The organism is Paraburkholderia sp. RL17-380-BIE-A (genome assembly GCF_046028085.1).
Taxonomy (GTDB): Bacteria; Pseudomonadota; Gammaproteobacteria; order Burkholderiales; family Burkholderiaceae; genus Paraburkholderia.
In genome coordinates this window covers 1-12,927 of sequence record NZ_JARESQ010000030.1, presented here as the reverse complement: position 1 = coordinate 12,927, position 12,927 = coordinate 1, and the positions used below count along the sequence as shown (strand labels likewise).

11 protein-coding genes and 2 riboswitches are annotated in these 12,927 nt (G+C 65.3%); of the genes, 4 read left to right on the top strand and 7 right to left on the bottom strand.

Annotated elements, in window-relative coordinates; all coding sequences use genetic code 11:
- Positions 1–10 precede the first annotated feature (10 nt).
- The 5 genes from bluB to cobA are packed head-to-tail and all read right to left on the bottom strand — an operon-like array spanning position 11 to position 3,837.
- Complete coding sequence (gene bluB, locus P0D68_RS33850) at positions 11–670, bottom strand: 5,6-dimethylbenzimidazole synthase (protein ID WP_408303554.1); 660 nt, start codon at positions 668–670, stop codon at positions 11–13.
- Positions 654–2,006 (bottom strand): cobyrinic acid a,c-diamide synthase CobB, encoded by a 1,353-nt coding sequence (locus P0D68_RS33845; RefSeq protein WP_408303553.1) that lies wholly within the window; start codon positions 2,004–2,006, stop codon positions 654–656. The genes bluB and P0D68_RS33845 overlap by 17 nt, the downstream gene beginning before the upstream one ends.
- A 3-nt stretch (positions 2,007–2,009) precedes the next feature.
- A complete protein-coding gene (gene cobO, locus P0D68_RS33840; protein ID WP_091801661.1) occupies positions 2,010–2,612 on the bottom strand; it encodes a cob(I)yrinic acid a,c-diamide adenosyltransferase in 603 nt (200 codons plus the stop codon).
- A gap of 47 nt (positions 2,613–2,659) precedes the next feature.
- Positions 2,660–3,067 carry a cobalamin biosynthesis protein gene (locus P0D68_RS33835; protein ID WP_408303552.1) on the bottom strand — a complete coding sequence of 136 codons (408 nt, stop codon included), beginning with the start codon at positions 3,065–3,067 and terminating at the stop codon, positions 2,660–2,662.
- The gene (cobA, locus tag P0D68_RS33830) at positions 3,064–3,837 is read right to left on the bottom strand and encodes a uroporphyrinogen-III C-methyltransferase (RefSeq protein ID WP_177205179.1); all 774 of its coding nucleotides are present in this window, start codon (positions 3,835–3,837) and stop codon (positions 3,064–3,066) included. The genes P0D68_RS33835 and cobA overlap by 4 nt, the downstream gene beginning before the upstream one ends.
- 240 nt (positions 3,838–4,077) lie before the next feature.
- Positions 4,078–4,332, bottom strand: a riboswitch (cobalamin riboswitch).
- A 67-nt stretch (positions 4,333–4,399) separates the two neighbouring features.
- A riboswitch (cobalamin riboswitch) is annotated at positions 4,400–4,680 on the top strand.
- A gap of 219 nt (positions 4,681–4,899) precedes the next feature.
- On the opposite strand from cobA, the gene cobW reads away from it, so the two are divergent.
- From cobW to P0D68_RS33810, 4 genes are all read left to right on the top strand, one after another.
- On the top strand, positions 4,900–5,991 hold the full coding sequence (gene cobW, locus P0D68_RS33825; RefSeq protein ID WP_408303551.1) for a cobalamin biosynthesis protein CobW: 1,092 nt from the start codon (positions 4,900–4,902) through the stop codon (positions 5,989–5,991).
- 6 nt (positions 5,992–5,997) lie between these two features.
- On the top strand, positions 5,998–9,801 hold the full coding sequence (cobN, locus tag P0D68_RS33820) for a cobaltochelatase subunit CobN (RefSeq protein WP_408303550.1): 3,804 nt from the start codon (positions 5,998–6,000) through the stop codon (positions 9,799–9,801).
- Entirely contained in the window at positions 9,798–10,856 is a 1,059-nt protein-coding gene (locus tag P0D68_RS33815) for a magnesium chelatase ATPase subunit I (protein WP_408303549.1), read from the top strand. The genes cobN and P0D68_RS33815 overlap by 4 nt, the downstream gene beginning before the upstream one ends.
- Positions 10,857–10,930: 74 nt before the next feature.
- Positions 10,931–11,521, top strand: a complete 591-nt coding sequence (locus P0D68_RS33810) for a vWA domain-containing protein (RefSeq protein WP_408303548.1) — start codon at positions 10,931–10,933, stop codon at positions 11,519–11,521.
- 39 nt (positions 11,522–11,560) lie between these two features.
- On the opposite strand, the gene P0D68_RS33805 is transcribed toward P0D68_RS33810, so the two are convergent.
- Both P0D68_RS33805 and P0D68_RS33800 read right to left on the bottom strand, forming a co-directional pair.
- Positions 11,561–12,505 (bottom strand): flagellar brake protein, encoded by a 945-nt coding sequence (locus P0D68_RS33805; RefSeq protein WP_408303546.1) that lies wholly within the window; start codon positions 12,503–12,505, stop codon positions 11,561–11,563.
- Positions 12,506–12,731: 226 nt separating this feature from the next.
- A partial coding sequence (locus tag P0D68_RS33800; protein WP_408303545.1) for a hypothetical protein occupies positions 12,732–12,927 on the bottom strand: 196 nt, incomplete at its 5' end.

The window sequence follows — 12,927 nt, the reverse complement described above, 5'->3', positions numbered from 1 at the left end:
TGCGCCAGGATCACTCCGGCGCGTCGCGGTCTTCCGGCCAACGGTTTTCGAAGACACAGTCGGCGAGCGGCAGGCGGCTCGCCCAGCGTTCGGTTTCCAGCATCGGCTCGTTGTAGAACTGGTCGACGTGACCCAGGCACAGAATCGCCACGGGCCGCGCGCCCTCCGGCATGTGCAGTAGTTGGCGAACCGCGTCGACATCGAACAGCGACACCCAGCCCATTCCCAGACCTTCCGCGCGTGCCGCCAGCCACATGTTCTGGATCGCGCACGCCACTGACGCGAGGTCCATTTCCGGCAAGGTGCGGCGGCCGAAGATATGACGCTCGCGCCCGTCCATCAGCGCCATCACCAGTAGTTCGCCGCAGTCCAGCATGCCTTCCACTTTCAGCTTCATGAACGCTTCGCGGCGTTGGCCGAGCGCGTCGGCGGTGGCGAGGCGTTCGGTTTCCACCGTGTCGTGCAAGGCCATGCGCAGCGCTGGATCGGTGATTCGCGCGATCCGCCACGGCTGCATGAAGCCGACGCTCGGCGCGTGATGCGCCGCGTCGAGCAGGCGCTGCAGCACGGCGGCGTCGACCGGATCGCGCACGAAATGGCGCATGTCGCGGCGTTCGTAAATGGCGCGGTAGACAGCGTCGCGCTCGAAATCGTCAAAAGGCTTCGCCATGGAACAGGGCGGCCGCGAAGGCCGGGTTGGAGGGCCAATAAGCGTGCATGTAGCTCGCCACGATCGAACCTGTGCGGTAGACGGCCTCACCGGGCGCATCGCCTTGCGGCCGGATCGCCGAACACAGAGGCGTGAGCGAGGTGTCGAGCTTCGAGTAGTGAAACGTGTGGCCGGTCATCGGCCCGTGCTGGCTGTCGATCCGTTGCATGCCGAGCGCGGTGAAGCGCGTTTGCATCGTCGCGTGGCCGGGCAGCAGACCGAGCATCGGCGTGCTGACGCCTTGCGTGTCGGTGAGGCGGTCAAGCAGATAGAGCATGCCGCCGCATTCGGCAACGAGCGGCTTGCCCGCGGCCGCGTGCGCGCGAATGCTCGCGGCGCTGCGCGTGTTGGCCGCCAGCGTTGCCGCGTGCAGCTCGGGGTAGCCGCCGGGCAGGTACAGCGCGTCCACGTGTTCGGGCAGTGGCTGGTCGGCGAGCGGCGAGAAGTAGTCGATCCGCGCGCCGAGCGCTTCCAGCAGCGCGACGTTGGCCGGATAGATGAACGAGAATGCGGCGTCGCGCGCGATGGCGATCGTCTTGCCCTCCAGCAGACGCGGCAGCACGTCCGGCACGGGCGCGCCGAACTCGACCGGCGGCGGGAGTTCGCACAGCGCGGTGCGGCCGAGCGTATCGGCGGCGTGATCCAGGCGCGCGTTGAGATCGTCGATTTCGTCCGCCTGGTGCAAGCCGAGATGACGGTCGGGTAAGGCGATTTCATCGCTGGCGGCAATGTGCCCGCACCAGCGCAGACCTGGCGGCAACGCTTCTTCGAGCATCTGCGCGTGCCGCGCGGAGCCGACGCGATTGGCGAGCACGCCGTAAAACGGCACTTGCGGCCGGAATTGCGCAAGACCGAAGGCGACCGCGCCGAAGGTCTGCGCCATTGCCTTCGCCGAAATCACCGCGAGCACGGGCACGCGGAACGTGGTGGCGAGATCGGCGCTGCTCGGCGTGCCGTCGAACAAACCCATCACGCCTTCTATCAGGATCAGGTCGGCTTCGGCGGCCGCTTGCGCGAGCAGGCTGCGGCAGGCGGCTTCGCCCACCATCCACAGATCGAGCGAGAGGACGGGCGCGCCGCTTGCGCGCGCCAGAATCATCGGATCGAGAAAATCCGGTCCGGTCTTGAAGACGCGCACGCGTCGCCCCAGCCGCCGATGGTAGCGCGCCAGACCCGCGGTGATCGTGGTCTTGCCTTGACCCGACGCGGGCGCGCTGATGAAGAGGGCGGGGCATGCACCGGAGGACGTCTCTTTTGAAGACGCGCCAGCGGAGGTGCCCTCGGGGGACGCGGACATTGCTCAGAACTCCACGCCGCGCTGCGCTTTCACACCCTGCTCGCGATACGGATGCTTGACGATGCGCATTTCGGTGACGAGGTCGGCGGCTTCGATCAACGCGTCCGGCGCGTGGCGGCCGGTCACCACCACGTGCAGCATCGGCGCGCGCGCGTTCAGCACCGCGAGCACTTCGTCGAGCGGCAGGTATTCGTACTTGAGCACCGTGTTCAGCTCGTCAAGGATCACCATCTGATACTCACCGCTTTCGATCATGCGGCGCGCTTCGTCCCAGCCTTTGCGCGCGGTCGCGATATCGGCGTCGCGATTCTGTGTGTTCCAGGTGTAGCCGTCGCCCATCGTGACGAAATCGCAGTTGGCGATCGCGCCGAGAAAGTCGCGCTCCGACGTGTGCAGTGCCCCCTTGATGAACTGCACGACGCCAAGGCGCATGCCGTGGCCCAACACCCGCACGGCCATGCCGAATGCGGCGGTGGTTTTGCCCTTGCCGGTGCCGGTGTTGACGATCAGCAGGCCTTTTTCGACGGTGGCGTTGGCCTGTTTCTTCTCGTGGCCTTCGCGTCGGCGCTCGGTCATGCGTTGATGCGATTCGGGATCGGTCTTCATGGCAGGTTCTGTTCCTGAGTGTCGTTGTTTGGATGTTCGCGTTGGGCTTAGGCCGTGGTCGAGGCGATCGCCACGGTGACGCCGGCATGGACGGTCTTGCGCACGAGGAGCCGTGCTCGAGGCGCTGCGGACGTGGTGGATTCACCGAGTCCGTCCGTCGCGGCAAGCAGCGCGCACGGCTCGCACACGCCATCCACGCCGAGGTGCTCACGCGCTGCCGCCGAAGGCTCCGCCACGGGCATCGCAGCAATCTGTTCACGGCTGAAGAATGTCAGCCGCAGCGCATGACGCGCGCAGAATTCGAGCAGGCCCGCTTCGTGGGCTTTGGTATCGATGGACGCTACGGTGCCGATTTCATCGAACGCATGCGCGCCGAGCGCGGCACGCACCGCCGCGTCGATCTGTTCGGCCGAACTGTGCGCACGGCAACCAATGCCCACGCTCAGCGTCTTCATTGTGTAGCCGCGCCGTCTGCGCAAGGCGCTTCGTCATCGGCCCGCGCCGCTGCGCGCGCCAGCGCGAGCGACGCCACGCCGCCGATCACCACGATCGCCGGCGAGCCGAGTCCGGCACGCGCGACGGTGTCGGCGAACTCGCCGAGCCGCGCGAGCGCATGGCGTTGCTCCGGACGGGTGGCCGATTCGATCGCCGCGCATGGCGTGTCGGCGCTCATGCCGGCCGCGAGCAACGCGTCGACGATATCGTGCAGCCGCCGCATGCCCATATAGATCACGAGGGTCATGCGCGTAGCGACGAGCGCGGCCCAGTCGGGTTCGCCGCTGCCCGCGCCGTGCCCGGTGACGAATACCACGCCTTGCGCGTGATCGCGGTGCGTGACGGGAATGCCGATGGCCGCGGGCGCGGCGATGCCCGCCGTAATGCCGTTGATGACCTCCACCTCGACGCCCGCCGCATGCAGCGCCTGCTGTTCTTCGCCGCCCCGGCCGAACACGAACGGATCGCCGCCTTTCAGGCGCGCGACGCTGCGCCCGGCCCGCACGTGTTCGAGCAACTGCGCGACGATGCCGGCCTGCGGCGTGGACGGATGGCCGCCGCGTTTGCCGACGTAGACGACCTGCGCGTCGGCGCGCGCGAACTGCAGCACGTCGGGATTCACCAGGTCGTCGACCAGCACCACATCGGCTTGGGCCAATGCGCGAGTTGCCTTGAGGGTCATGAGTTCGACGTCGCCGGGGCCGGCGCCGATCAGCCAGGCGCGGGTCATCGCAACGTGCATGGCGAGCGCCATGTCGTGACGGGCGGAAAGGGGCGAAGCGCGCAGGCGCGCCGGATGACGGACTTTGGGGGCATGCAGTGCTACGGATTCAGGCACGGCGAAACGCGCGGCTCGCCACGGTCCCTTTGGGAACGGATCGACGAACGGATGCGCCACGTCGTGCTTCAGCGCCTTCACATCCGTCCCTCGCGGATTCCGGCGGCCGGCGGCGTGATGTTGCCCTGAGGTTCGCCGCCTCCGCGTCTGGCCGGTATCCGGGCTGGCGGCCTCATGCGCTTTGCCTTCCCGTCCGCATTCATTCGTTGGAATGTCATGGACAGTGGCATCGAAAAAACGCATGCGCGGCGCGGGATGAAAGACATCGCGCCGCAGGTCGCTTACCGTTGCGGGGACAGCACAGGTTGAGCGCGTAAAGCGCGGCCTGTTTCCCGTTTAACTGCACACGCGAATGCATGTGCGGGCACCAAACGCGCGCATACGATAGCACATGGCGTCCCGCCCGATAAGCGCTTGCGGCTTGCGTTTCCTTGACGGCACCGGGCCGCGGGCCTACACTCGCACGCACTTTGGTGCTCGTGTGCGCGCTCGTGCGCATGCAGTTAAACGGGAAACAGGGTGCCCGCCTGCCATGGATCGGGTCAACCTGTGCTGCCCCCGCAACGGTAAGCGAAATGTGGTGCTGCGGTAAGTTCTTTAGCGCCACGGAGCCGGCTTCGATGTCCACGCGCAAGGCCGCGTCGGCATATCACCACTGGGCGAGAAATCACTCGCCCGGGAAGGGGAAGCGGCGCTTTCGCCAGCCCGGATACCGGCCAGAATACGAAGGGCGAACGCCGCGGGGATGCGGCGGTGCGTTCATGATCTCATTCCCGCTTCCTGTTTTTCTGTTGTCGCGGCAACCCGTCGTTCGTCCCCGTGTTGTGTTGTCGTTCTGGCTCGCTGGGCTTACGCGCCGCTTACCTGGCTACCCGGCCGATGCACGCAGACGCGCAGACAGACACACAAAAACACGCCGGCGTGCACGTGCAACTCCTACGGATGGACCTCACGATGCAAACTCAAATGCGCAAGATCCCCGTCACCATCGTCACGGGCTTTCTCGGCAGCGGCAAGACCACGCTGCTGCGGCACATTCTTCAGCATGCGGGCGGCAAGCGCATCGCGGTGATCGTCAACGAGTTCGGCGAACTCGGTATCGACGGGGAAATTCTCAAGGGTTGCGGAATCGGTTGCGATGAAAACGGCGTCGAAACCGAAGGCCAACTGTTTGAACTCGCCAACGGGTGCCTGTGCTGCACCGTGCAGGAAGAGTTTTTTCCGGTGATGGAAAAACTCGTCGAGCGCCGCGATCAGATCGATCACGTGCTGATCGAGACGTCGGGGCTCGCGTTGCCCAAGCCGCTGGTGCAGGCTTTCAACTGGCCGCAGATCAAGAACAGCTTTACCGTGGATGCCGTGGTCACCGTTGTGGACGGCCCGGCTGCGGCAAGCGGTCAGTTCGCCGACAACCCCGTCGCCGTGGATGCACAGCGCAAGGCCGATCCGAATCTCGACCACGAATCGCCGTTGCACGAACTGTTCGAAGATCAGTTGTCCGCCGCCGATCTGGTGATTCTGAACAAGACCGATTTGCTCGACGACGCGCAGCAAAACGCGGTCGAGCTGGTGATTCGCGAAGAGATTCCGCCGCAAGTGAAGATCGTGCGCGCGCAGATGGGCCGGCTCGATCTGCATACGTTACTGGGGCTCGAAGCCGCCTCGGAAGACACGATTCACCTGCGCCACGATCACCACGGTTCCGCCGAAGACGCCGACCACCATCACGACGAATTCGATTCGGTGGTCGTGCAGGCGAATGCGCTCTCGCGCGAAGCAGTGATCGCCGCGCTGCAAGGGCTCGTCGAAACGAACACGATCTATCGCGTCAAAGGGTTCGCGGCGCTGCCGGGCGCGGCGATGCGCCTCGTGATTCAGGGCGTGGGCCGCCGCTTCGACAGCTATTTCGATCGACGCTGGCAGGCTGGCGAAAGCGGCCCGAGCCGCTTCGTGCTGATTGGCGAGGATCTCGATCAGGCCGCGTTGCAGCGTGCGTTCGACGTGGCGCTCGGCGTGCCGTCGAGCGTCGAAACGCAACAGGCGTAAGCGCTCATGCATCTGCTGCGCACCACGCCGGGCGGTTTCGTCGACGATACACAAGGCGTGATCCGTATCGATCAGCAGCCCGCCGACATCGTCGTGCTCAGCTCCGCCGATACCACGCTGTCGCTGCTCGCGAGCGTGATTGCGCGCATGGGTGAAGGTTTCCCGAGCGTGCGGCTCGCGAACGTCACGTATTTGCGGCAACCGGCCTCGGTCGATTTCTACGTCGAAGACGTCTTGCAGCACGCGCGTGTGGTGGTGGTCGATCACCTCGGCGGCGAAGCGTATTGGCCTTACGGTATCGAGCAGGTGGTGGCGCTCGCCGAGCGCAAGCAGCAGACGCTCGCGATGTTCTCCGGCGATTTGCAGGAAGATCCGAACCTGCTCGCGCGCAGTACTGCAAGCGCCGATCTGTGCCATCAACTGTGGCGTTATCTGCGCGAGGGCGGTGCGCAGAATGCCGAGGCGTTCCTGCGCTGTATCGCGCACCGGACCTTCGGCTGGGGACGCGAGCCTGCGCCGCCGCGCGCGTTGCCTGCCGCGACGCTCTATCATCCCGGGCGTGACACGCCGACTATCGCCGACTGGCAGGCGCGCTGGCAACCAGACGCGCCGGTCGCGGCGATCCTGTTCTACAAGGCGCATCTGCAGGCGGCCAATACGGCCGTGTTCGACGCGCTGATCGACGCGCTCGAAGCGCAAGGCCTGAATCCGTTGCCGATCGCGATTACCTCGCTCAAAGACGTGTTCAGCCGCGAAATCGTGCAATCGCTGTGCGCAGAGCACAATGCCGCGCTGGTGCTGAATACGACCGCCTTCGCCGCGACCGCGATCGACGACCCGGAGCCGCTCGCGCTCGCCGGCGACGCGCCGGTGTTCCAGGTGATTCTGAGCGGCGGCAATCGTGAAGACTGGCAAAAGGACAATCACGGCCTCAATTCGCGCGATATCGCCATGCATATCGCGCTGCCGGAAGTGGACGGCCGCATCATTACGCGCGCCATCAGCTTCAAGGGGCTGGCATACCGTTGTCCGCACACTCAGGTCGACGTGGTGCGGTATCAGCCGGACGCCGAGCGTGTGGCGTTTCTCGCGGAATTGAGCCGACGCTGGTGCCGTCTGCGTTCACTCGATAACGCGGACAAGACAGTCGCGTTGATTCTCGCCAACTATCCGATGAGCGAAGGGCGCATCGGCAACGGCGTGGGACTCGATACGCCGGCCTCGGTGGTCCGCATTCTGTCGATGCTGCGCGACGAAGGCTATCGTCTCGCCGACTTGCCCGCCGACGGCGACGCGCTGCTGAAGAAGCTCACCGAGGGTGTGACCAACGATCCGGTGGTGCGCGATCTGCGTCCCGCACTGCAAAGCCTCGCGCTCGCTGATTACCTCGCGCACTTCAATGCGTTGCCCCTCGAGGCGCGGCAGGCGTTGAACGCGCGTTGGGGCCCACCTGAGCAGGATCCGACGCTGCGGCGCGGCCGTTTCATGATCGCGGGCTGGCGTTGCGGGCAGGTGTTCGTCGGCATTCAGCCCGCGCGTTCGCGCGAACAGGGCGATTACGCCAGCTATCACGACGCCGACCTCGTGCCGCCGCATGCCTATCTGGCGTTCTATTTCTGGCTGCGCCACCAGTTCGGCATCGACGCGATCGTGCATGTCGGCAAGCACGGCAATCTGGAATGGCTGCCCGGCAAGAGCGTCGCGTTGAGCGCTGCCTGCTGGCCTGATCTGATTCTCGGGCCGATGCCGCATCTGTATCCGTTCATCGTCAACGATCCGGGCGAGGGTAGCCAGGCGAAACGCCGCGCGCAGGCCGTGATCATCGATCACCTGATGCCGCCGCTCACGCGCGCCGAGACCTATGGGCCGTTGCAGGACCTCGAGCGGCAGGTGGACGAATACTATGAAGCGCTGATGGTCGACCCGCGCCGCTCGAAACTGTTGCGGCGCACGATTCTGGCGACCATCGTCGAACATAAGCTGCATGAGGAGTTGAGCCTCGCGGCGCCGACCGGGCAGGACGATGAGGACGCGCTCCTCACGCGCGTCGATGCATGGCTGTGCGAGTTGAAGGAAGCGCAGATTCGCGACGGCTTGCATACGTTCGGGCAATCGCCGGACGGTGTGCAACGGCGCGATACGTTGCTGGCGCTTGGGCGTTTTCCTGTCGGCGACGGGCAAGGCGCGAAGGCCGGCCTGATCGATGCGTTGGCGCGCGATCTGCAGATGGACCATCTGTTCGATCCGTTGTCGGTGGACTGGTCGGCGGTGTGGGACGGGCCGCGGCCCGACGCGTTGCGCACTGTCAGCGATGCGCCGTGGCGGCACTGCGGCGACACGCGTGAACGGCTGGAGTTGCTGGCGGCCGAGTTGTTGCGCGGCGTGTGCGGCGATCAGGAGGCCATCTCTTCGGCTCCGCTCGCTGCCGGATTGCCGCAAGCGGCGCGCGTAATCGGGCGACTGCGTTCCGATGTGCTGCCGCGGCTCGACGCCTGCGGCCCGCAGGAAATGCTTCATCTGAAGCGCGGTCTCGAAGGGCGCTTCGTGCCGCCGGGACCGAGCGGTTCGCCATCGCGTGGACGCCCCGATGTGCTGCCCACCGGCCGCAACTTTTATTCGGTCGACACGCGCGCGGTTCCCACGCAAGCGGCCTGGTCGCTGGGATTGAAGTCCGCTCAGCAACTGATCGAACGGCATTTACAGGAGAAGGGCGACTATCCGCGCGCCATTGGCCTCTCCGTGTGGGGCACCGCGACCATGCGCACCGGCGGCGACGATATCGCCCAGGCGCTCGCGTTGCTGGGCGTGCGGCCGAAGTGGGCGCCGGGCAGCCATCGCGTGACCGATTTCGAAATCATGCCGATCGAGGTGTTCGACCGGCCGCGCATCGACGTCACGTTGCGTGTGTCCGGTTTCTTCCGCGATGCCTTTGCCAACGTGATGCATCTGTTCGACGCCGCCGTGCAGGCGGTCGCGGAACTCGACGAACCCGAAGACCTGAATCCGATTCGCGCGCGCGTGCTGCGTGAGCGCGATGCGCTCATTGCGCGCGGCATGGACGCCGCCGAGGCGCGCAAGCGCGCCGGCTGGCGCGTGTTCAGCGCACGGCCCGGCGCGTATGGCGCGGGACTGCAGGACATGATCGACTCGCGGCAATGGCAGACCGACGCCGATCTCGCGAACGCCTATCAGGCGTGGGGCGGTTACGCGTACACGCAAAAGAGCGCGGGCGAAGAAGCGCGTCACGCGTTCGGCACGCGCCTCGCGGCGCTGGACGTGGTGCTGCAGAACCAGGACAACCGCGAGCACGATCTGCTCGATTCGAACGACTACTACCAGTTTCAGGGTGGCATGGTCGCCGCGGTACGGCATCTGGCCGGCGATCAGCCGAGCGTGTATCACGCCGACCATAGCAATCCGGCCGCGCCGCGCGTGCGCACGCTGCATGAGGAGATTGCCCGCGTGATCCGCTCGCGGGTGGTCAATCCGAAATGGCTCGATGGCGTGAAGCGTCACGGCTACAAGGGCGCGGCGGAAATCGCCGCGACCGTCGATTATCTGTACGGCTACGATGCGACCGCGCGCGTGATCGCGGATCATCAGTACGCGCTCGTGACCGATGCCTATCTGAACGACGCTGACACCCGCGCGTTCTTGCAGCGGCACAACCCGCACGCGTTGCATTCGATTTGCGAGCGCCTGCTCGAAGCGATGCAGCGCGGTTTGTGGCAGACGCCCGGCGACTATCGCGCGCAAGTGGAACAGCATCTGCTCGCGAGCGAGCAACAGATTGAAGGAATGCAAACATGAACTCAGCAGCCCGGCGGCCTGTTTTTCCTTTTGCCGCGCTGATCGGCCAGGCGCCCTTGCAGCAGGCGCTCTTGCTGGCCGCTATCGATCCGGCGCTGGGCGGCGTGCTGGTGACGGGGCCGCGCGGCACCGCCAAGTCGACGGCGGCGCGGGCGCTCGCCGAGTTGTTGCCGGAGGGGCAACTGGTGAATTTGCCGCTTGGCGCGAGTGAAGACCGCTTGATCGGCACGCTCGATATCGAAACGGTGCTGCGTGACGGTTCGGTGCGCTTCTCGCCGGGTCTGCTCGCGAAAGCGCATCTCGGCGTGCTGTATGTGGATGAAGTCAACCTGCTGCCCGACGCGCTCGTCGACGCCTTGCTCGATGCGGCGGCAAGCGGCGTGAATACCGTCGAGCGCGATGGCGTGTCGCATAGCCACGACGCGAGCTTCGTGCTGATCGGCACGATGAATCCTGAAGAGGGCGAGCTGCGGCCGCAACTGATCGACCGTTTCGGCTTGATGGTCGAGTTGCAGAACTGCTTCGAGCAGCATGTGCGGCAGGCTATCGTAAAAGCCCGGCTGGCATTCGATCTCGATCCGCAGGGGTTTCGTGCGGGTTATGCGCAGCAGCAGGCGGCTTATGTGCAGCAGATTCGAGCGGCGCGCGCCGCGCTGCCGCAGCTCGCGTTCGACGACGCGGTGCACGCGCGTGTCAGCACGTTGTGCATCGACGCCGCCGTGGACGGTTTGCGCGCCGATCTCGTGATGCTGCGCGCGGCGCGGGCGTTGGCGGCGTTCGAGCAGGCGGCTGCGGTGACGACGGAGCATGTCGATCGGGTTGCCGAGGCGGTGTTGATTCATCGGCGACATTCTCGTGATTCCCATGCGCGTCGTGACGCGCGTGAGAGTGGCGCTTCTCAAGGCGGCGGCGCGGGGCGGCCGTCTGCGTCTGCGGAAGGCAATGCGCCGCCGGCTGACGCGGCGGGCGACAGCGAGTGGGGCTACCTTGCCCCAGAGCCGGCCGCCACCACGCAGGTCAAAGGCGTCATACCGCTCAGCGCAAAAAAACGCTGAGCCATCGGAAGGGCGCCGCCGCTGACTCGCGCAGCGGTTTTCGATGGCGGCAAGGTGCGGGTGCGTACAGCCGCTTGCATGGGACGCTGGGCAAGCGCATCGCGTGGCCTCACACACTCGCGGCGAAGGGCCAAGGCGCTTTACGAACCGGGCATCTGCGTTTCATGCGCGAGGCGCCGCGTGGCGGCGTGCTGCATTGTTTCGTGCTCGATTGTTCTGGTTCCATGCTGGTCGGGCAGCGCCTCGCGCTCGCCAAGGGACTGTTGGTCGCCTTGTTCGACCACGCGAGCGCCGCGCGTGCCGAGGCCGCCCTAGTCTGTTTCGGCGGTGCGGGAGCGGATGTGCGATTCGGTCCGGCCGTGCCGCGCTGGTGGAACGAGCGGTGGTTGAGTCCGGTGGGCGGCGGCGGCGGCACACCGCTTTCGGCCGGCATTCAGCGAGCGACCCAGCTGCTGGAGCGCAGCGCGCGCCGCAAACCCGCGCAGCAACGCTGGCTGTGGATCCTCACCGACGGGCGCACGCACGATACGCCAGTGCGCCCGCTCGACGTGGACGAAGTCGTGTTCGTCGATTTCGAGCGTGAGGCGATACGGGTGGGCCGCTGCGAAGTGCTCGCCGATGCGTGGGGCGCGCGACGTTGTACGCCGGAAGAATTGATGGGCTGAGCGGCAGGTGCGTTGCGCCGCTCGCCGTCCTGCGCTGATTTATTTCAAGCCGTTCGACCAATACACCACGTCGTCCTGGCGGTCGAATACGAAGACTTTCATCGCCATTTGCTGGGTCGCGTCGAGCTGATCGAGTTCGAGCCCATGAGTCGAAGGCTCGCCCGGTCCGTTGCCTTTGTGCACATTGCGGATCACGGCCGTGGTTTCGATCTCCGTATCCAGATCTTTCGATTTCAGGCGGAATGCCAGACGCAACCGGTCGCCGACAGCACCCAGCGTCCAGGAAGCGGCCAGCGACATGCCCAGTGCGCTAATGCCTTTCGCGAGTCCAAGCCCCTCATACGAGTCCCCGTTTTCACCGATGCCGAAACGCACCGCGAGGTGCGTGCGGACGCGGATCGACTTGCGCTCGCGCAGGCGACGGATCACGCCGGGCTTCGACAACACGACGTAGTCGAACGGCGAGCGGCAGATTGCCTCGATCGTGCAGACGAAACGAAACACGGCATGACTGGCTATCGCGACGATTTCGATGTTTTCGCCGAGGCCCAGCGGGAGCATGCGACCGTCGTGCATTGGCGGCGTGACGAAGAGCGCGTGATTCGGCGCGAAGCCAATGATGCGGCATGGATGCATCGGAGCGCCGCTGCCGAGCTGCGGACGCACACCGATCAATGCACCGATTTCCAGGTGCATGTCCTTTAGCGTCAATGGGCCGCCAGGGTCTGCCTGAGTGTCTGGGTGAGGTGGCGCTTGCGTGCCTGCATCCAGCAGGTCGCCCCGTTGAGGACGGAAGTGGTTGAACAGGAAGGTGCGTTCGTCCGTGGTCGCGAGGATGGTGCCGCTCGTGAAAAGGAGCGTGCCGTCGGCGTCGACGATCGGCCAGTCGAGAGCGCTGCCCACCGGGACGTTATCCAGATTGAGTGCTGGCGTTTGCACGGCGAGTGAGCGTTCGTCGACGTGTTCCTCGACTGGATTGTCCATGGTCGGCGGTAATTGGAGTGACGGGATATCTTGGTTGACGGCCGGCAAGGCGGAAACTTTAGTTTTCTCGGCTGACTCGGCTTTGGTTTCTTCCGGCGCTCCTTTATGTTGGGCGGCGAGTGCTCTATATATAGCGAGGTTGGTCATTGCCAGATGGGTTTGGTAGAGGTGCGGTCGTGGGTCACTGTCTCGCTGCCGCAAGTAGAATTGTTCCGCGAGCGGCCAATTAGATCGGATGGCTAACTAAATTGGCGGTGTCGCTGTGAGGTCTGTTTCGGTGCTCCTCAACTTTTTGAAAAATATTGCGCGAAGGGGGTTGACGATATGTCTCTCGCTCTCCATAATCTCGTTTCTCTGCTGCTGATGCAGCGACGCAGAACGAAGCGGTGCCGGTTAGGTGGAAGTACGGTGCTGGTTCGGTG

Excerpts from the sequence above, each read along its gene's own strand:
- cobO (WP_091801661.1), bottom strand. The coding sequence starts at position 2,612 with ATGAAGACCGATCCCGAATCGCATCAACGCATGACCGAGCGCCGACGC.
- cobW (WP_408303551.1), top strand. The coding sequence starts at position 4,900 with ATGCAAACTCAAATGCGCAAGATCCCCGTCACCATCGTCACGGGCTTT.
- P0D68_RS33805 (WP_408303546.1), bottom strand. The coding sequence starts at position 12,505 with ATGGACAATCCAGTCGAGGAACACGTCGACGAACGCTCACTCGCCGTG.
- P0D68_RS33815 (WP_408303549.1), top strand. The coding sequence starts at position 9,798 with ATGAACTCAGCAGCCCGGCGGCCTGTTTTTCCTTTTGCCGCGCTGATC.
- cobA (WP_177205179.1), bottom strand. The coding sequence starts at position 3,837 with ATGACCCGCGCCTGGCTGATCGGCGCCGGCCCCGGCGACGTCGAACTC.
- bluB (WP_408303554.1), bottom strand. The coding sequence starts at position 670 with ATGGCGAAGCCTTTTGACGATTTCGAGCGCGACGCTGTCTACCGCGCC.
- P0D68_RS33835 (WP_408303552.1), bottom strand. The coding sequence starts at position 3,067 with ATGAAGACGCTGAGCGTGGGCATTGGTTGCCGTGCGCACAGTTCGGCC.
- P0D68_RS33845 (WP_408303553.1), bottom strand. The coding sequence starts at position 2,006 with ATGTCCGCGTCCCCCGAGGGCACCTCCGCTGGCGCGTCTTCAAAAGAG.
- cobN (WP_408303550.1), top strand. The coding sequence starts at position 5,998 with ATGCATCTGCTGCGCACCACGCCGGGCGGTTTCGTCGACGATACACAA.